This is a genomic window from Vibrio sp. SCSIO 43140 (assembly GCF_023716585.1).
Taxonomy (GTDB): domain Bacteria; phylum Pseudomonadota; class Gammaproteobacteria; order Enterobacterales; family Vibrionaceae; genus Vibrio; species Vibrio maritimus_B.
This window is the reverse complement of sequence record NZ_CP071851.1, coordinates 537,990-556,582: the sequence shown is the minus strand read 5'-3', so window position 1 is coordinate 556,582 and position 18,593 is coordinate 537,990. Positions and strand designations below refer to the sequence as shown.

18 protein-coding genes are annotated in these 18,593 nt (G+C 44.0%); 6 read left to right on the top strand and 12 right to left on the bottom strand.

All coding sequences use genetic code 11. The features are described from left to right. The first annotated feature begins 44 nt into the window (after positions 1-44). The gene (locus J4N45_RS21045) at positions 45-1,421 is read left to right on the top strand and encodes an MATE family efflux transporter (RefSeq protein WP_252016737.1); all 1,377 of its coding nucleotides are present in this window, start codon (positions 45-47) and stop codon (positions 1,419-1,421) included. 15 nt (positions 1,422-1,436) lie between these two features. Here J4N45_RS21045 and J4N45_RS21040 read toward each other — a convergent pair whose 3' ends face one another. Continuing rightward, positions 1,437-2,282, bottom strand: a complete 846-nt coding sequence (locus J4N45_RS21040) for a GNAT family N-acetyltransferase (protein ID WP_252016736.1) — start codon at positions 2,280-2,282, stop codon at positions 1,437-1,439. A gap of 127 nt (positions 2,283-2,409) precedes the next feature. Here J4N45_RS21040 and J4N45_RS21035 point away from each other — a divergent pair, with 127 nt between their 5' ends. Beyond that, positions 2,410-3,084 (top strand): CatB-related O-acetyltransferase, encoded by a 675-nt coding sequence (locus tag J4N45_RS21035; protein ID WP_252016735.1) that lies wholly within the window; start codon positions 2,410-2,412, stop codon positions 3,082-3,084. Between the two features lie 126 nt (positions 3,085-3,210). Further along, positions 3,211-3,621 (top strand): DUF6515 family protein, encoded by a 411-nt coding sequence (locus J4N45_RS21030; protein ID WP_252016734.1) that lies wholly within the window; start codon positions 3,211-3,213, stop codon positions 3,619-3,621. 80 nt (positions 3,622-3,701) lie between these two features. On the opposite strand, the gene J4N45_RS21025 is transcribed toward J4N45_RS21030, so the two are convergent. The 8 genes from J4N45_RS21025 to J4N45_RS20990 form a co-directional block, all read right to left on the bottom strand. Next, a complete protein-coding gene (locus J4N45_RS21025) occupies positions 3,702-3,875 on the bottom strand; it encodes a hypothetical protein (protein ID WP_156110927.1) in 174 nt (57 codons plus the stop codon). A 156-nt stretch (positions 3,876-4,031) separates the two neighbouring features. Continuing rightward, positions 4,032-5,495, bottom strand: a complete 1,464-nt coding sequence (locus J4N45_RS21020) for a lipid-binding SYLF domain-containing protein (RefSeq protein WP_252016733.1) — start codon at positions 5,493-5,495, stop codon at positions 4,032-4,034. Between the two features lie 430 nt (positions 5,496-5,925). Continuing rightward, complete coding sequence (locus J4N45_RS21015; protein ID WP_252016732.1) at positions 5,926-6,615, bottom strand: hypothetical protein; 690 nt, start codon at positions 6,613-6,615, stop codon at positions 5,926-5,928. Positions 6,616-6,673: 58 nt separating this feature from the next. Further along, positions 6,674-8,353 (bottom strand): alkaline phosphatase, encoded by a 1,680-nt coding sequence (locus J4N45_RS21010; protein WP_252016731.1) that lies wholly within the window; start codon positions 8,351-8,353, stop codon positions 6,674-6,676. A 13-nt stretch (positions 8,354-8,366) separates the two neighbouring features. Next, positions 8,367-9,881 carry an alkaline phosphatase gene (locus J4N45_RS21005; protein WP_252016730.1) on the bottom strand — a complete coding sequence of 505 codons (1,515 nt, stop codon included), beginning with the start codon at positions 9,879-9,881 and terminating at the stop codon, positions 8,367-8,369. Positions 9,882-10,031: 150 nt separating this feature from the next. Beyond that, the gene (locus tag J4N45_RS21000; RefSeq protein WP_252016729.1) at positions 10,032-11,105 is read right to left on the bottom strand and encodes a hypothetical protein; all 1,074 of its coding nucleotides are present in this window, start codon (positions 11,103-11,105) and stop codon (positions 10,032-10,034) included. 4 nt (positions 11,106-11,109) lie between these two features. After that, a complete protein-coding gene (locus J4N45_RS20995; protein WP_252016727.1) occupies positions 11,110-11,904 on the bottom strand; it encodes a hypothetical protein in 795 nt (264 codons plus the stop codon). Between the two features lie 287 nt (positions 11,905-12,191). Next, positions 12,192-13,322 carry a lysophospholipid acyltransferase family protein gene (locus tag J4N45_RS20990; RefSeq protein ID WP_252016725.1) on the bottom strand — a complete coding sequence of 377 codons (1,131 nt, stop codon included), beginning with the start codon at positions 13,320-13,322 and terminating at the stop codon, positions 12,192-12,194. Between the two features lie 200 nt (positions 13,323-13,522). On the opposite strand from J4N45_RS20990, the gene J4N45_RS20985 reads away from it, so the two are divergent. Further along, positions 13,523-14,125, top strand: a complete 603-nt coding sequence (locus J4N45_RS20985) for an AraC family ligand binding domain-containing protein (protein ID WP_252016722.1) — start codon at positions 13,523-13,525, stop codon at positions 14,123-14,125. A gap of 81 nt (positions 14,126-14,206) precedes the next feature. Here J4N45_RS20985 and J4N45_RS20980 read toward each other — a convergent pair whose 3' ends face one another. Together J4N45_RS20980 and J4N45_RS20975 are read right to left on the bottom strand one after the other, a co-directional pair. Beyond that, complete coding sequence (locus J4N45_RS20980; RefSeq protein WP_234497095.1) at positions 14,207-14,701, bottom strand: hypothetical protein; 495 nt, start codon at positions 14,699-14,701, stop codon at positions 14,207-14,209. Positions 14,702-14,733: 32 nt separating this feature from the next. Next, positions 14,734-15,246: a nicotinate-nicotinamide nucleotide adenylyltransferase gene (locus J4N45_RS20975; RefSeq protein ID WP_128648701.1), complete on the bottom strand. Its 513-nt coding sequence runs from the start codon at positions 15,244-15,246 to the stop codon at positions 14,734-14,736. Positions 15,247-15,363: 117 nt separating this feature from the next. On the opposite strand from J4N45_RS20975, the gene nadE reads away from it, so the two are divergent. Both nadE and J4N45_RS20965 read left to right on the top strand, forming a co-directional pair. Then, positions 15,364-16,194: an NAD(+) synthase gene (gene nadE, locus J4N45_RS20970; RefSeq protein ID WP_252016720.1), complete on the top strand. Its 831-nt coding sequence runs from the start codon at positions 15,364-15,366 to the stop codon at positions 16,192-16,194. A gap of 222 nt (positions 16,195-16,416) precedes the next feature. Further along, positions 16,417-16,662, top strand: coding sequence for an HP1242/YdcH family protein (locus tag J4N45_RS20965; RefSeq protein WP_252016718.1), 246 nt, complete (start codon positions 16,417-16,419; stop codon positions 16,660-16,662). A 52-nt stretch (positions 16,663-16,714) separates the two neighbouring features. On the opposite strand, the gene J4N45_RS20960 is transcribed toward J4N45_RS20965, so the two are convergent. Further along, a complete protein-coding gene (locus J4N45_RS20960; RefSeq protein WP_252016716.1) occupies positions 16,715-18,535 on the bottom strand; it encodes a hybrid-cluster NAD(P)-dependent oxidoreductase in 1,821 nt (606 codons plus the stop codon). Between the last annotated feature and the right edge of the window lie 58 nt (positions 18,536-18,593).

Here is an 18,593-nt window from a genome sequence, read left to right as displayed (position 1 = left end):
TGGTAAATCAGTAGCTTAAAAAATAAACATGCAGGGAGAACTCTATGGAACAACCGCCTATAAGCAGCTTTATTCGAAAAGTCCTTTCTCTAGGTATACCCATTGCACTGCAAAGCCTGCTTATGAGTAGCCTTGGCTTTGTCGATAGCCTTATGATCAGTCAGTTGGGGACGGAAGAAGTCGCAGCGGCGGGAATTGGAGCTCGTATATTTTGGCTCTCAATCGTATTAGTGTGGGGGCTAGGATCCGGCATGGGGATTCTGTTGGCTCAGTATTGGGGCGCGAATGATGAGCAGGGGTTAAAGCGCTACCTCGCGCTTGGGACTGGCGTTACTCAAGGGCTAGCTTTGTTCTGTTTCACTTTGTGCTTTTTCACACCACAACTATTACCTAGCTTATTTGATCCTAGCGAAACGGTTCTAGCGCTTGCCAGTGACTATGTCCAACTACTTGGCATTGCTATGTGCTTATCAGGCTTTGGTATCGCAGCCGACACTGCGCTGCGTTCTATTGGTCAAACCCGCATCAACCTTTACGTTTCAATACTTGAAGTCGGTCTGAATGTTGCGCTCAACTACATACTGATATTCGGTCATTTCGGACTGCCTGCGATGGGACTCATTGGCGCAGGGATTGGCAGTGTTATCGCACGTTCTATACGCTTGATAGTGGTGCTGGTCATTATTTATAGATACTTTCCAGTATTGGCGCTGCGTTGGCAAAACGTCATCGATGCCCTCGAGCCTAAAATGGTTAGAAAGTTCGTCACAATCACCTACCCCATTATGGGTGGCACCGTGATTTGGTGTGCGGGGATTTTCGCATTCAACATCATTTTAGGTCGCATGGGACAAACAGAGTTAGCCACAATGGCAGTCATCACACCACTCGAATCGATTGGGCTGTCTGTCGCTCATGGTTTATCAAGTACCACCGCTATCTTGATAGGTAACAGCCTAGGTGCTAATCAGTTTACGCAAAGTACCTTGTATTCAAGGTGGGCACTTAAGTCTTCCATTGCACTGGGTGCATTGTTGGGTGGTGTTCTATTGCTCGCCCAAGGCGCGATCTTATCGCTCTACGGAGGGCTAACCACGGATGTAACTGAGCTAATGGTACTTAGCTTTCCTATTGTCGCGTTGAGTATCATGCTGCGTACCATCAACATTACCTTGATCATTGGTGTGCTACGAAGTGGTGGTGACAGTAAATTCTGCATGAACATGGACTTTGTCTGTCAATGGATGTGGGCAGTGCCAATCACGGCGATGGGAGCCATGGTGTTTGACCTCTCCTTCCCTATCGTACTGCTTCTCATGACCTCGGAAGAAATCGTCAAGGTTGTTCCAGCGGTCTGGCGCGTATACAGCGATCGCTGGGTTAATAATCTAACAGAGAATAGAGAGAGCTCGGCTGCATAGCCGAACTTTATAAAGCTAACCTATCTCAAAGGAAGTGACGCCATAGGTGCGGTCTAAAGAGATGCTTGGGGGCTGCTTGGTATACATTCTCGCTGTCTCAAAACAAGGTTTCATGTGGTAAGTCTTAGCCAGTTCAATCGCCAACTCATTGACCTCAGGAACATCGAGATAAACCGGTTGGTCACTAGACACGCTTGAAACTAAACCAGCATACAAATCATGGGCTACACCTTTGTTATCAGCAAACAAAGGACCTATCTTAAAACCGCTTCGACACGCCCTTATCACACCTATCCCTAATAACTCACCGTTTTTGACATAAGCTAGCGAGCTACTATCCGACTGATTCAACCAGGCTTTATCGAATACCTTTCTACAGGCAGGAAAAAATGCATCGAGATAGTCTTCAATAGAGTCAAAGCTTAGCTCTTCTGTTTTAGTGATACTGTCTCTTTCAAAAGGCAGACTCTTCGTTTGACCTTCGTATCGAACATTTCTGTGCGATAAAGCAAAGCCAGAACGTTTGTAGTTCTCTTGTTGATCAACAACACCATCAAGCGCAACGTTGCAACCATCCAGATACGCCATTCCGCGGTCCCAAATTTGAATACCAAACCCTTGGTGTCGATATTCAGGTTTAACAATATAAAACCCCAGAAAACCGAAGCTCGCATCATACTTCACAACAGAGATACAACCGATTGGTTCACCGTTAAGCTCACCCACTAAAAATCCATTTGGGTCTGCTTTGTAATAATGGTAAGCATCGTTAAGACCCGGATTCCACCCTTCTTGCGCTGCCCATTCAACAGCCATGCCCAATTCATCTAACGTCATGGTTCTTATATTAAATTCGGTCATGAGCTTCCTTTTTTCTGACACTTTATCTATTAAATTAGTGACCTTGACAAAGATAGACAAGAATTGATTTGGGTATCGGGCGTTGCCGTGCTAGTTTTTGTGAGGAATCATCAAAAAGGACGGGGCAATGAATCCTTTCCCAAATTGGCTACAAGGTCAGGTCATTAAAGACACCATCACGAATCCGAACATAAAAGCCGGAGCGTATTCTTATTACTCTGGCTACTACCACGGTAAAAACTTCGAAGAATGTGCTGTCCGTTATCTGCTAGGCGATCCTCCCACGCGCGCCGCGTGGGAATCTGGCTTATACGGAGATATTGATAAACTCATTATCGGCAAATTTTGCTCAATTGCTTCAGGCGCTACCTTTATGATGGCTGGCAACCAAGGTCATAGGATCGACTGGGTATCGGCGTTTCCATTTTCTACCGATGAATTTGGTAGCAAAGTAAAAGACGGTTTTGAACGATCAGGCGATACCCATATTGGTAATGATGTATGGATAGGAAGCGAAGCTATGATAATGCCCGGAGTCACAATAGGTGACGGGGCAGTTATCGGTTCTCGTTCAGTGATAACCAAAAACGTTGCACCTTACAGCGTAGTCGTGGGTCATAACACGGTAATCAAGCAACGCTTTTCTGATGAACAAGTCCGCAAGTTGTTGGAAATGTGTTGGTGGGACTGGTCTATCGATCAACTAAAGGGTGCTATGGACTTAATATGTAGTCCAAACATTGAACCCTTGTACGGCTATTACGTAGCAGAAATCAAACCCAATCATACACCAGATAAATAGCGTCAAGCCTTTCATTTAGCCTCCATCAAAATCACACGGGCTAATGACTTCAGGCTAACGAAAGCAGGCACCTTTCAATAAACAATGGCTCAATCCTCCTAATTGAGTCATTGAACCTAGACTGCCATGACAATCAAAATTCCCCTAACTACACTACTTGCGTGTAGCCTGCTTTCTACATCTAGCCTTGCAGATCCTTGGCATAAAATCATCGGAAAGCCATGGAAAGAACACAAAAAGAAAGAAGTGCACGTGATACATCACTATCCCAAACACCGGCTTCCAGACGATGCGGTTCTACTGGCAATCGCCGGGGTTACGTATGCCTTGATCGACGGACACTACTATAAACAAGAGAAGGAAAAGTATGTTTTTGTAGAAAAGCCGCCCAAACGTCGCTATCGACCGGGGAAAATCGTAAAGAGACTACCTGAAGGAGCCACTGCAGTTAACAAACGCGGTCAACAATATTTCGTAGCTAGAGGGAATTGGTTCTTAGCTATCGACAATGGGAAATACGTTGTCGTCGAACCATAAAAAGTGAAGGGAAGGTATAGGCGATACTCACACATGCTGCTTTAGGGAGTATCGCTTGCTTCAAATCCATGAAAGGCTAGTTACATTACCCAAGTTAGGCTTAGTAACAAAATCACTGCTGAAGTCGCTAAAAACATCGCTAGGATGGTCGCTATCTCAGCGGCAGTCGAGGTCGATGATACTGACGCTTTTTCGTTGTTCTCTTCTGCGTTTGATTTTTCAGTGTCCAATGTTGATAGAAGTGCTGAGTTCATTCTTCTCTACCTCATGTAATTACATTTCAAAAGACAGAGCGAATTTTACTCAATTTGTGAGCAAGGTCAAATATTTTCAGTAAGTTAATTACGAGATTTTCTCATGACTCAGATAAGTTTTGTTATGAGCTTCCCGACAATGCGCGGAGCGAGCTATTAGAAGCGGCGAGTTAAACTAGACACAAACTGCCTTTTCTTGCTTCCATTTTGACCATACTCCATAGAAATGGACCAATCCCTGTTAAAGTTATAGTTAGCGCCCAGCAGTCCGGCCCATTTATCGATATTTTCCTGCTCAATTTTATAGTCCAGATGACTACTCGTCCCCGGAATTGCTTGCTTCCCAGTAATGGTCAGTTTACTGTCCAAGTAAGCCGCACCAACATAGACGGCGATCGACTGTGTCCCCTTCAGCATGAACTGTTTGCCAACTCTCGGCGACACATTGAGAATAAAGCCTTCTGCATCACTTTTTCTCATATCCGCATATGAAAAAGAAATCGGCACAGTAACGAAATAGTCATCCCATCCTGTCGCTAATATCGTCCCTAACGTGTAGTTTGTACCTGTTATATCTACATCGACACCATAAGGATTGGCAAATAGCCTACGTAGCCCCTCACATACCAGGGGTTGTCCACCAACCACACTACAATCTAGCTGCAGTTCATCGATCATTTGCTCAGGATCCACCTTAAACTCAATGTGTGCGTCACCAGAAATTTTGCCTACCGTGCCGAAGACATTCATGAAAGGAAACACCCATGCATCAAGCTTTAACTGAGGAGTTTGAGTATGGCTGGAGTTATTATCAAAGGTCACGAAATCAATAGGAACCTTTCTTGACCCGTTAAGACCTACATTAAGATTGCGGATATCCATCTGCTGATAGGTATTTGCATAGATTACGCTGACTCCAAATGGCTTTGGCAGGCTGTAACCTTTATCAATCACCTCTTGAGCAAAAAATGGCAACGGCCTGTCCCATTTCCTAGGCGTTTGATTATTTACTTCCTTTGTATCTTTACTGGCGACACGAACTTCGCCTAAGCCAGTTTCTGTTAGGTCATAGTTAACCGAAACTGACACCAAACGAGCACTGCCCACTGCTCCTCCACCAGAATGCGACAATAGGTAGATAGGGACGTCCTCATCTCGACCCGCAAGGCTCATCGAACTGTATGCACCGTCCTCGCCCAAGTTCCACTCTGCGCCCAACGATGGCTCCCAAACCCCTTCTCGATATTCGTTCAGGGTTGACTGACTATCAAAAATAGCCAGTGCTTGATAGCTACCTAAAGATAGCCCAGCACCTACCTCATAACGGTTGACATCAATATAAGTCACCGAGCCATCCGCTTGATTATAAATAGCGCCAACACCCATTCCGGCGCCAAGAATAGGCACTTTGATATTAGACATAGAAATAGCGGCATACCCTTGCGCATAGGCGAGCTGCTCAGCCAGCTCTGGGTAGAGTTCACTTAAGCGATTCACAATTTGTACGGTAGAGGCATCTATTTCCTCTCTCATAGGCTGACGTTCTTCAACCGGAATAGAACTACTGCAGCCAGAAATCAAAGCGGTAAGTCCTAGTACAAAGCCAACGCCATTTCGCATCAAAGATCCTTTTATTGTGTAAGTGAGTAGGTGAATTGCTCGCGCACACTATACGCCATCGTGTTATTTACTTCTTGAAACACATCAATTGTGAATATTATTCTCAGATTTTATAGACAGATTCAATAAAGCGGTCCTATGATTGTTTATCAATACCCTCAAGCATTACGTTTGAGGGTATTTTTTTATGTTAGCTCATAGGGTTATCGGATGATAGTTTCTCTTCTCCTTGCTCACTAGCACTCTATCAAAGAGAGCTACCACTCGAATGGGTTCAACAAGCGTTTAATGACACAATCAAAGCAAGCATGAGAGGGTAATTTACCCGTCGAGCTTGTTGTTTAACCGCTCAACTCATAGAAGCGTTGTGGTATGGGGGGCCACTTGACAGCGTAGACTAGCCAACATAACTAGTGGTTTTGACTTAGGTTCAATGAATATGTGGCCCTCCACCATTTGTCTCTAGCTTACCTGTTGCAAGTAAATATTGAACGAAACTATCTCGTTCCATATCCATAGCATCAGAAAAGTCTATTTTTCTGTATGTATCCCAGTCATGAAGTTGGTTCAACTTTCCCTCTGCTTTACTGAGCTCTATTAACTCGATAGTAAGACCCTGGTGCTGCCTTCTAATCGAAAACCTCAAAGGAATTCCCAATTCCTGTATCCAATCAATAGCAACTTGATCATCACCTAGTTTGCCCTTGAAAGATTGAACCAGACCAAAATCTGATGCTCCTTCACCAACCCTTTCCAGTAGCGTTAACCAACGCTCGGGCACTACCTGAACGACCGTACTCCATTCACCATCAAGATTGAAAGCTCTTAGGTCACCCCTAGTGTAATGAATACTACTTTTGTATTCCGGAAAATGGCGATAAAAAACATGACTTCCACTATTTCTTTGCACCCAATGCTCTATAATATTCTGTTGCGGAAGTTCCCTAATAACATGCTTATCAAATACGGTAAATTGCATTGGGCTGATACTTTTTTGAAAACCAAACTGCTCTGTCACCTTGAACCTAGCGCTATATGAGTTGCGATCTATTTCGGATAATGCTTCAAAGCTAAACAGAAACAAAAAACTTAAAAGTAAAAGACATCTAGAATTCTTCACGTAGATTACCTGTATACTATAGAAATGTGCGCCCGAGCAAAGCTCTAGGCGCAACCGATTAGTTAATCGCTTTTTCAGCGTTTTCAATTAGATTACCAGCACGCTCCATGATGTGGAAAATGCTGTTTTGCTCCAACACACCACGAACTTGTTCGGAACCTGGGCCTACCGCCCAAATGCCAACATCTTCACCGGCATGCGATTCTACTGGAAGTGGCACTGTTGATTGTTGCGCGTAACCATCTGCTAAGGCTTGCTCTGATGTTCCTGGATGCTTTCGCTCACCATTATCATCAAATGTACCTGTAAAGTTGAAGCAACCATACCCAGGCTGACAAAATTCGAATTCATCGGTGCCTCCATTTAGACCGTTTGCATAATGCAATGATGTAAAGGGCTTTCCGTCATCTGCTTGAACCAACTTGTCATTAACGTCATAGACAAGATCCAAAATATGATTTCCGCGCTGAGGGTTACCACCAATGGTAAACACATGCGAGTGGTCGGCACTTACAATAATCAGAGTTTCGTCAGCAGTTTCTAAAGTCATATCGATGGCTTTTTCAATAGCCTTATTAAACGCCATAAAATCATATAAAGCATTTTTCGAACTACCGAAATGGTGGCCGTGGTCAATACGACCACCCTCTACCATTAAGAAGAAGCCGTTATCTTCGTTTTTCTGAAGAATGGTTAGTGCAGCCTCCGTCATCTCTGATAAAGATGGCTGATCAGTATCACCTCTGTAGAGGTCAAAGTCTAATTGCGACTCCGCAAATAAGCCCAGAATAGTGTCATGATTATTAAGGTTTAGCTCAGTAAGTTCATCCCCACTTTCTACATAAGCGCCGCCAGGATTTCGTGCTTTCCACAGCTCAACTAAGTCCTCATCTTCTCGCTCCCCTTCAGAGAACACCCCACCACTACCTAGAGTGAAGAAACCTCGACCTCCTCCAAGAATAACATCCATGCCAGAGCTCAACTCAGTGGTAAAACCAGCATAGCCATTATCGAATTTATGCTGATAATCGATTAGCTGTTTGGCAATATCTGGAATACAACCATTAAGTCCCTCTGCAGTATCTACCTCCCAGTTCCTGTTCGGGCTGTATGCATAAGTTGCAGCTGGAGTTGCATGTGTCACAGAGGTCGTCGTCACTACGCCGGTGGATTTACCGCCCATTTTTGCCAGGTCTAGTGCCGAAATAAGCTGTGCGTTATAGATTGAACTATCACACTGGTCATACCATATGCTTTCATCTAAACCGATAACCGACTGTCGATTTTTGACACCAGTCATCATTGCACTCATAGTGCCTGCGGAATCTGGTACCGTAGCATCAGAATTATAGGTTTTTGACAATGCTGTATGAGGGAATTTCTCGAAGACGACCTGATGCTCTTCGCCAAGCTTCATACCATGTCGCTGTTGTGCTTCAAGAATACGGCCAGCAGTTACCGTTGAGATCCCCATACCATCGCCGATGAATAAGATGATATTTTTGGCTTTACCGGCAGTGTCATCATGAGATAATTCAAACTCCTGTTGAATACCTTCAATTCGATCAGCTGCTTGGTTAAACCATGAGTTTACTTTGGTTATATCTGATACTTCGGCAGCACCCAACTCCCAACCAAAGTTTGGATGGTTAGACCCAGGCTTATCTGAAGATGAAGAGTTACAACCTGCTAAAACCATGGCGGATGCAATTGCAAAACTAAGGTGTTTAATTTTCATTTCTACTATTGTCCTATTTTGCAGTGTATGCTTGAGCGCCTAACTCAGCAGCTTGATTGATGATATGGAAGATTGAGTTCTGCTCTGAGGTGCCACGCACAAGATAACTTCTTGGTCCAGTAGCAAATACAGGCACATCTTCGCCAGCGGACGTAGATTCAGCCAATGGAACCGTCGCTTGCTGAAGGTAATCGATATCAAGAGTATCTTGTGTAGCTGGGTCTACACGGTTACCAGAATCATCACGAGTAAACTGAGCGCCTGGGCCGTTAGCATATGCTAAAGTCGTATAACTAAAACCATCCATAGCATCAGCAGCACCATCAAGCCCCTGGCCGTCATATGTCTCTGAAATACCTAAAATTGAGTTACCTCTCGCTCCGAAACCACCTATGGACATAGTGTATGAGTGGTCAGATGCCACTAGAAGCAACGTATCTTCGAGAAGACCATTGTCATGTAAATATTGCTGAGCTATTTCAACCGCCTCACTTAATGCAATAGTTTCAGTAAGCGCACGTGCAGCATTACCCGCCTGGTGACCGTGCGAAATACGACTCGCTGAAACACTTAAGAAAAAGCCACTGTTTTGGCCTCGCTCATTGTTTGTTAATAGCTCTAATGCTGCTTCTGTCATTTCTGACAATGAAGGCTCTTCATCAGGATTACGGTCGACTTCGTATGAAAGGTGTGAATCGTTAAATAAGCCAAGCACTCGGTCTGAATCACTAAAGTTGGTGCGGTCGAAATCGTCACGTGAATTCAAAAACATTGAGTTTGCGCCAAATCGCTCAGTCCAATCTTTTGTCAGATCTCCATCATTTCGCCTACCATTAGCCGATTTAGGGATAAACTCTCGCAAACCTCCCCCTAGCACGACATTCACTGGCGCAGCTTCATGGACTAACTGGTAGGCGATATCACTGACCTGGCCTTCACACTCAGCAGAAACGGCCGACTCCCAATCTCGATTCGATGTATGAGCATATAAGGGGGCAACGCTCGCGTGAGTAACTCGTCCAGTAGATACAATACCCGTAGCCTTGCCTTGATGAGTTGCTAGCTCGAGCAAGGTATGTAGCTTTTCGTTTTGAATATCGCAATCACCACGGTCTACATTGTCAGTAAGTGCGACTATACCTGCTTTAGTCTTAACACCTGTAGTCATTGCCGTCATGCTACCAGCAGTATCGGCAACCTGTTGATTAGTGTTATATGACTTTATAAGACCAGTGTCAGCAAAGTCCTCAAAAGCTAAGCTGTTTTCTTCACCATATTCTTCTCCTTTGAGCTGTGCTTCATGGATGCGAGCAGCTGTTAAAGTGGATCCCCCCATACCATTGGCAAAGAACACGACAACATTTTTGGCAGCCATATTTGGCGACTGCTCAAGTTGAGAATCAAGCTTTTGTTCAGAAGCTTTGTACCAATCACTATCCGTTTGATGTTCAGGTAGAATGAAGGCACCCACCTGCGTTGACGCTAAAGCCACTGCAATAGAGAGCGCCACCTTTTTGATTTGAAGCATTTTTATTAACCTTGTTGAAGTAGTTATCTGACCGTTCAGTTCTGTAACTAAGCAGTAGCGGCAAGGTTAGAAGTGTTAGATGTCTACTCTGTTAAATAGTTGTCTCTTTTAGTTTTGAGATATCTCTTTTGAAACCAAATAAAACTAAAATTATGTCAAAAACCGAATGTTCTCACTAGGCAGCACCAACTGATATTGATAACGAGAAGTACGAATATCTCGATTAGATTCAAACAGGTAAGGCGAAGAAAGATCTCCAAGTTCAGAGCCTAACTTTTCTTTTATCTTGCTTCGATTTAGGTCGAGATTTTTTGCGCGCAGCCCAACACTATTGAGTTCCTCAATGGTACGGCCTATGCCATTGTGCTTCGCCATTATGCGGGCTAGCTCAATACCTGCAAACAAATCAGGCTTGTTTACAGCCGGGTTAGTAAATGGAGCTAGGTTTGAAGCTTTACGTTTGGCGTACCAATAGTAATAAAAAAATGGGGTCTTTGGCAGTTCCAGTTCAATACCTCTGATAAAAACTACTCGATTTTTAATATCAAATTCAAGCGTATCTTCTTGACTCGCGACTGACGTCGCTCTTTCAATGCAACCTGTTTTACGATAAGCCCAAACGAACCAACGAAATGAGTGGTTATCCATATCTCTATGAGCTGCCACTGATTTAAAGGCACCCAGTTCTTTTGATGTCAAATCCAGCTGCACCGTTAGTGATTCGACCCCTTCCCGCATACCTTCTGTAACTGTATTATTCTCCAAGTTGATTTTAAGTACATTGTCCAACACTAGGTAAGAAAGAACTAAATGGACAAAGAAAAAGCTTAAAATAGCGCGCAAATTGATTGTGTGATGGTAGGTCAACACGATACCAATAGCTGTTTCATCGAGTATAATTACTGCATCATAGTTACTTGTATCTGCAGGGTAGTTAAAATTAACAATTTGAAACTTCGTCGATTCAACGAGAGAGATAAAAGTCGGTATTTGGTCCACACTAAAAGTAGGCCCAACCAGCTCGTAATCGAGATGATTTAACATACCATCTAACGATGCATAAGACAGCGAAAGCTTTTCGAAAGCATCAGACTTGTACTCTAATTTCTTTGCAATCCGTTGTTCAATGATGAACTGTGTATAAACGATGAGCGTGATTGTGGTCAGTGTACTAAATGTGAAACATAAGAAACCTGACTTGTACCATCTATTTAGCTTAGACACACTTCTACTCCCAAACACCTTCTAAGTAAGAATATGAGAGCCCGCGAATTTTGTACGCTAGGCTCGCAGGCACTGAACGATGCATATACCAAGAACCAACATCTAGTTGATCATTGATTAAGCTATAGTGGAGAGAGTCATCGTTCAATTCAGGATGTTCCAAAAACGCAACGGGTATCAGGTCTACCTTTTTATCAATGAAGGCGTTTAACATCGTGTCACGACTATGGAAGTAGCCGATGGTCAGTTTTCGAATATCTAGCTGAAGATGCTTCAGATAACGCAATGGTTCCATATAGCCGGACTGGCTATATGGGTCATTTAGCAATCCAATATGCATTGACTCAAACATCGTTGGGTTAATCGGAGTGTGAGAGAGCCAGTACACACTATACTTGGGCAAAGCGCTCAATTCACTGTAAAAGCTCTCATAACCAGGCAGAATACCGCGCATAAAATAGTCTCGCGACAATATTAGCCGAAAGGGCTCTACAGTCAGATGATTTGCCTTGAACTCGGACCTCGGTACGCGGCTTACTTTGACTCTCGAATACTGGCTTTCAGCTAATATGTTGTCACATAAGGTGGTGAGAAATGCTTGAGGTTCGATAGAAACGGGTATGTAAACATAGAAATCTTGTTCCCCAGTTGAGTGTATGACTTCGCACTCACTTTCACTGGTTAGCTCAACATCTATATCCTCAATTTGATGAGAATGTGCCAATACGAATACCAATAATGCGCTTATGCCTGTAACTAAAAAAACACTAACAATATTAGCTCGACTTTGGCTCTTCATTGGCTTCCTCTTTCCTGAATCGGCCATGCTAGAGGTTCATTGTGTCAGCTTTATTACGACCAAGCGTTTTGAACTGCCCAAGCCAGATTGGACACCTCAACTGCTCACAAATTATATTGCACTACCCAGAAAGGCAAGGTTTTATAAAACGCTATCGCTGACCAACAATTAAAGTATCAACGAAATAGAGTACTATTTACTTATCAGGACGGATGTCGGCATCGTAATGAAGTAAGCAGCAAATCCGCCTTCTTAGAAGGCGGCCTTGCGATAGCTTGTTTGCTGCTCTACGCAGACAGCTTCTCTTGCTCCAGAAGAATATTCTTCACAGGGTTTGCATAACTATCGATCAAATACTGATGAGCGCCCTCTGGCAACAAATCCAGTTTCTCTTTCAACGTTACGCGAGTAGCTTCTGAGATAGTGTCATCTTCAAGGCCAGCAGCTAGCTTGTTAATCGGGAACAAGGTGTAATGCTCATGGATCTGACGGTCGATTTCTTCAGCCAGTGCTTCTGGAGTTTCAAAATCTTGGTCAATGACATCACCAAATACGACTTGTACGCGATCTTTTCGGCCGACAATGCCTTGAACGATACTTTCAATATCTTCAAACTCGCCTTTCTCATAGTTGCCGTGAGTCGCTTTTTCATAAAGCTCTTTCGCTTTTGCAATATCACACGGGTCGTTTTCGTATGAGATAGAGACAGGTACGATTTTCAGTGAACGAATATACTCTGCAAACGGAACCTTCTGTTTGCGACCTTCTACATGGAACATCTTCAAAATCGCTGGATCGGTAAAATCATTACCGTCTTTAGCACGCCCTTCTTTTTGAGCAATCCAGATTGAGTTACCTGTATCTAATGAATGCTTGATATACGAAGACAAGGTACCAAGTGCCTTCATCATTTCACGCGGCCCCTTTAGAGAGCGCTTAACAATGAAACTTTTGTTAAGACGCATTAGCTCTGTTGCACAGGGCTTCTTAAGTAGGTTATCACCGATAGCGATTCGCACAGTTCTGTGATTGTTCTCGTGCAAGCCGTAGTTAACCAATGCAGGATCCATCGCGATATCACGATGGTTAGACACGAATAGGTACGACGTATTTTTATCGAGTTTATCGAGACCTTTGTAGGTAACACCTTTCGTTGTTGCGTCCAAAGTTTGCTCTAGGTACTTTTTCACCTCTAGCTGAATGGTTTCAACGCTATCAAGCTTGGCCCACTTAAATTTCAAGTACACTTTTACAATTGGGCTCATCACCGCTTTAAACCAAGGAGCATGGTTAGAGAAGCGGTGCTGAAGAATCGCGTCGATAAATTCGGCGTCGTTAATCAGACGGTCGATAGCGGCAGGGATCTCTTCGTCATTGTATGGACGAATATCAATATATGGGTCGTTGTGTGTTGTCATGTCTGTTACATCAAATTAAAAGCTGCACTATTCTACGCTTAGTCCAAAAAGACCGCAGCTACCTTAGGTCTATTTTTGTTAAGGTCAGACCACAGTTTCTTCTACTCTTATTGCAATTACCAATGGAAATGTCTGATCTGTGGTTGGCATCATACGCGACTCAAGGTACTCTACGCGCAGATTAACCAGCGAAGACTATCATGAATCACGCCATCGACTTTCACACAACTCATTCACCATTACTCACTATTACGCCTCGTAAGAAGACGCTACATAATCAGTTAGTACATGTAGAGGAAGGAAAAGTTCTGCTGAAACTAGGCAAGAATGAGTACGCTTATAGCGCAGGTGACACTTTTTGGTTGCCATTTGACTGCCTATCAAGCCTGACTTTGCTGCCTGGTAGCATGTTTAATACGGTGAAGTTTTCTGTGAGATTGGCAGACAAATTTCCGACTCAAGCAGGTCAAGTAAAGCCTTCAACACTGATGTCTGCTTTATTATACTCACTCAGTAGAACCGATGACGCTGAGGTTAAAAAAGATCTTTTACAGGTAATGCGTCACGAAGTTAAAGTGTGCAAGCCGGTATTAAAGCAAGATAAGGAAAGCGCGGAGATCACCGCGTGGACACCAAACTCTACCTCGATTACGGGTGAGCTTGCATTGGTATTGCTAGTCAGAGAAGCACGCAAGCAAAAATTGTCTGGTAAAAAGAGCGAGGCGATTTGTCAGTCGCTATTCTCGGGTAACCAAGAGCATTTTAAACAGCTCACCACGACCTTGCTGGGTGAAGCACTTTAATAAAGAACTAATTTAGTAAAGCTGACACAAAAATAGCGAGCTCTAGGCTCGCTATTTTTTAATCTCGTACATCCAGCTTCGTTAGAATGGCACTTCAACCTGCATCATCATGTCGCCTTGGTAATCTTGATGCCAGCGATAGTCCAAGCGCAGCCTTGGCTCTTTGCCCTTTTCACCAAAGCCTACACCAATGTGAAGTCCCTGAGCCATCAACCACTCTTGCATCGACATTTCATCTTTACGGCGAGCAATTTCTTCTGGTGCCCACAGCCCAATGCCAACAAAGTTGTTTTCATAGTTGCCTGTCAATACGGGCTCAGACTCCTGGGTAAGAAGCCATTGGTCCCAATAAGAGTCTTGCAGCGAATTGGTCGGTTTCTCAGGTTCAATTAACCCACCTAGGGTAATCACCTGATTGCCGATATAACTGAATGGTTTAGTAATGAGTGAGCAAAACGACTCGTCCTCCGTCGTCTTTAAAACGACAGATTTATTCGAGTCACTTTCGCATAATGCGTAAGCGATGGGGCTACTGACGGCCACTGCTAAAGCAATACAAATCCCTGTTGCTTTCATTTATTTATAAATTATCCGTTTTGATTCTATGGTCAATATAGCTTATTGGCGACCAAATGTTTAGCGACACTTACTGTCGTTAGGTGATCTACATTCAAACCTTGGGACAAACTATAACGAATTGTTGTTGACCTGACTTTGACTTTCTCTGGGCATGCTAATAGCGACCAACGTTCGACTATTTTCTGTGCATTATAGAACTTTTCGAAACTGAACAAATTATCTGGCCCCAGAACAAAGGTAAGCTCGGCGTCTGGATAACGTTTCTCTAGTGCTTCTAAAACAGCAAATGTTGTGACTGAAGTATTAGGCTGGTACAGCGCTTCTTCGATATCTGAGCGCTCTACATTGCTCTGCTCTAGGTCATCAATAAACATATCAACAAGTTGGCAGCGAACATTGTAATCCAGCATACTTTTGCCCCATGCATGGGAGATACTTGGTACTAGCAATACTTTGTCGAAATGGCTAAGGGAGTTAATAACACTCTTGTGCCCTAAGCTAGGTGGGTTAAAGGCACTACCAAATATCGCTATTTTTGTCATATGTATCTCAATAAATCGTATCTATGCATAGATTGAGCGTCACTGTAACTTTTTTTCAGTGATTTTCGTAGGTATCATACAAGAAAACATTTTTGCTTGCAGGAAAAGGGATCCCACATGGAACAACTTATTCGAGACGAGATGCGCGTGCTTCCGTCTATCGACCCACATTTTGAAATCGAACGCCGTGTTGCTTTTATCAAAAACAAATTGCAGCAGTCTGGATGTAAGTCCGTCGTTCTAGGAATCAGTGGTGGTGTGGACTCAACAACCTGTGGCCGTCTCGCGCAACTCGCTGTAAATCAACTCAATGAAGAAAGTGGTACAAACGCCTACCAGTTCATCGCGGTGCGTCTGCCATACGGTGAACAAAAAGATGAAGACGAAGCTCAGCTAGCACTCTCTTTTATCGAACCAACTCACTCGGTATCTGTAAACATCAAGGCTGGCGTTGATGGTCTGCATGCTGCGTCACACGTTGCCCTAGAGGGAACGGGTTTACTACCAACAGAAGCGGCAAAGTTAGACTTTGTAAAAGGCAACGTTAAAGCTCGCGCTCGCATGGTCGCACAGTATGAAATCGCCGGCTACGTAGGTGGCCTAGTGCTTGGTACTGACCATTCTGCTGAAAACATCACAGGTTTTTACACCAAGTTTGGTGATGGTGCTTGTGACTTGGCACCTTTGTTTGGCCTAAGCAAACGTCAGGTACGCGAAGTAGCGGCGACACTAGGGGCTCCTGAGTTGCTGGTGAAGAAAACGCCTACCGCTGACTTAGAAGAACTTGATCCACAAAAAGCGGATGAAGATGCACTAAATCTGACCTACGAGCAGATTGACGACTTCCTTGAGGGCAAACCAGTATCTCAAGAGGTCTCTGATAAGCTGGTGGCTATCTATAAAGCAACACAGCACAAGCGCGAAGCGATTCCAACAATCTACGATTAATTCAGCTTGATCAAGCTCTTAAAGCCAGCAAGAATTTGCTGGCTTTTTTATACCTTGTGATTTACTTCTCTGAAATCAGATCTTGCCATCGGTCAACTTTTAATCGGCTAAAACTTGTGCCATTGTTATAGAGGCACAAGTGATAACTCGCGTGCAAACGCTTCAAGTCACTTGAGCTCATGCCCAAGCTAAAACTATTGTTCACCGATAAAAGGGGTTGCTATGTTAGGCGAAGATCACTCTCTTCTTAAGGAATTTCCAGAACATCAAGAAACGATTTTAGCGCTCACGGAAAGCGATCAAAGCTTTGCTGCAGACACTAAAAACTACAATGCTCTGGATAAAGAAATTCGTGTGTTGGAACTGAATGGTTCACCCATCGAAGATACTGAAATGCATCAACTTAAGCACGACAGAGCGGCTTTAAAAGACTCATTGCATCAACGTATCGTGAGTGCTTCAAAATAAGCATGTAAATCAAAGCTGGTGCCAGTTGGACACTGGCACCCACAAAGTTTAATTAGCTGACGACTTCCACATCTGTTTTCGGCACTGAGCAACACGCCAATACCTTACCTTCCGCTATCTCCGACTCTTGTATTGCAGGAACATCTGGCTGATGCACCAAGCCTGACTCCACCGTCACTTTACATGCGCCACAAAAACCCGCTCGACACGTGTGTGCTATCGATAGTCCAGCGTCTTCTGCCTGCTCTAACAGTGTTTTCTGGTTGTTGCCTTCAAACACATTTCCATCAACACTGATTTGCACCGCTTTAACTTGCTCTTCGGTTACTGTAGCAACACCAAACGCCTCTTGATGATAATGATCTTCAGCCAAACCCTTTTTCATCATCAAGTTTTTCGCCTTCTGCATGAAGCCATCAGGCCCACACACGAACACTTGTCGTTGATTCAAATCTGAGATGAGCTTTAGATGAGAGAGGCTAAAGCGCCCTTTCAGGCCTTCCCAATCTTCACTCGGCTGGGTCAGTGAAATTATCACTGTTAATTGGTCGTGTTTATTCTCGAGCAACTTAAGTTCATCAGCAAATGGGATATCATCAATTGTTGAACATTGATGGAAGAACACCACATTGTTCACAGCGTCCCTATCTGATAGGTCACGTAGCATTGACATCATTGGCGTGACACCGCTACCCGCAGAAAGCAGTAGTAACGGTTCGTGATCCCTATTCGCCATATGGAAGCTACCGTTTGGTAGATCGGCGATTAGAGTGTCGCCTACTTGAAAATTGTCGAACAACCAATTTGAGACACTGCCGCCATCGATTCGTTTGACCGAAATAGACAGACGTCCCGGACGGGATGGACTCGAAGATAGGGTATATAAGCGCTTAACGGTTTGGCCATCGATATCAAGTTCAATTGGAAGGTGTTGACCGGCTTTATAGTCTGGCATCGCTCCTTTTTGTGGCTCGAGCCAGAAAGTCTCAAAGTTACGCGCGACATGTTCACGTTCTACGCAGACAAACTCCTGCTTCTGAGCATCGAGATCTTCGTAGAACTCTTTATCTTTATACTCAAGCACCTCAATGTCATCGCCAGCGCGTATCATACCTTCGTTTTTAGCCACTAAGTTCTGACCGAAGAATACGCCACCCCGTTCATTAGCGCGGAAACGAGAAAAAGTTTTTAACGGCTCTTTGCTTTCGCGGAACTCGCCTTTATCCACATCAACCGTTGTCAAAATACAGCGCTCACAAGGTTTTACTGCTTCAAACTCTACCTCACCAATTTTAATGCGCTTCCAAGAGTCCTCAATAAATGGTTCATCCGAGCCCACCACTAAGTTGGTTCGAAACTGCTCCATAGAATGCGTTTCACTACTGCGACGATTAAGCTCATCTAACGATCCTTGGCTGATAATAAGTAGTGGATAGCCATCGGCAAAGCTAACGTTATGACCTAGCTTCTCGCGAACACGATTAGATTGCTCACCAGTGAAAAGCAGCTCGACACGCTGCTCAAGGACTTGGCTAAACCAGTCGTCTGCTTCATCGGTCGTGGTATAAGCCGCGAAGTTATCGTTCCACACCGTCGCTGGCGTTTCTTGTAACTTGAAGCTGCTGTATTCCAGCTTCAACGGCGCCATACCTGGGTAGGTAAAGATGATACCGGTCGGCAGCAGACTCGAAGCCACCTTAACCATATTTGGGTATTTACGCGCAGTCACCATAGAACCATCTGAGAGCGCTACCATGAATCGGCGATCAAAACACAAGCCTTGTTTTTCTACCCAAGAAGAAGAGAGAGAAATTCCGCCAACGGATTTAACAGGATAAATATTGATTTGGGAAAGCAGAGGAGATTTTGACACGACTAAGCCCTTTTATTTTTGTCTTCCTAGTTTTGTGCTCAATGGTAACGTCTTTTTT

Bases quoted from the DNA above. Each gene is read 5' to 3' on its own strand.
- J4N45_RS21045 (WP_252016737.1), top strand. From the start codon at position 45: ATGGAACAACCGCCTATAAGCAGCTTTATTCGAAAAGTCCTTTCTCTA.
- J4N45_RS21040 (WP_252016736.1), bottom strand. From the start codon at position 2,282: ATGACCGAATTTAATATAAGAACCATGACGTTAGATGAATTGGGCATG.
- J4N45_RS21035 (WP_252016735.1), top strand. From the start codon at position 2,410: ATGAATCCTTTCCCAAATTGGCTACAAGGTCAGGTCATTAAAGACACC.
- J4N45_RS21030 (WP_252016734.1), top strand. From the start codon at position 3,211: ATGACAATCAAAATTCCCCTAACTACACTACTTGCGTGTAGCCTGCTT.
- J4N45_RS21025 (WP_156110927.1), bottom strand. From the start codon at position 3,875: ATGAACTCAGCACTTCTATCAACATTGGACACTGAAAAATCAAACGCA.
- J4N45_RS21020 (WP_252016733.1), bottom strand. From the start codon at position 5,495: ATGCGAAATGGCGTTGGCTTTGTACTAGGACTTACCGCTTTGATTTCT.
- J4N45_RS21010 (WP_252016731.1), bottom strand. From the start codon at position 8,353: ATGAAAATTAAACACCTTAGTTTTGCAATTGCATCCGCCATGGTTTTA.
- J4N45_RS21005 (WP_252016730.1), bottom strand. From the start codon at position 9,881: ATGCTTCAAATCAAAAAGGTGGCGCTCTCTATTGCAGTGGCTTTAGCG.
- J4N45_RS20995 (WP_252016727.1), bottom strand. From the start codon at position 11,904: ATGAAGAGCCAAAGTCGAGCTAATATTGTTAGTGTTTTTTTAGTTACA.
- J4N45_RS20990 (WP_252016725.1), bottom strand. From the start codon at position 13,322: ATGACAACACACAACGACCCATATATTGATATTCGTCCATACAATGAC.
- J4N45_RS20985 (WP_252016722.1), top strand. From the start codon at position 13,523: ATGAATCACGCCATCGACTTTCACACAACTCATTCACCATTACTCACT.
- J4N45_RS20980 (WP_234497095.1), bottom strand. From the start codon at position 14,701: ATGAAAGCAACAGGGATTTGTATTGCTTTAGCAGTGGCCGTCAGTAGC.
- J4N45_RS20975 (WP_128648701.1), bottom strand. From the start codon at position 15,246: ATGACAAAAATAGCGATATTTGGTAGTGCCTTTAACCCACCTAGCTTA.
- nadE (WP_252016720.1), top strand. From the start codon at position 15,364: ATGGAACAACTTATTCGAGACGAGATGCGCGTGCTTCCGTCTATCGAC.
- J4N45_RS20965 (WP_252016718.1), top strand. From the start codon at position 16,417: ATGTTAGGCGAAGATCACTCTCTTCTTAAGGAATTTCCAGAACATCAA.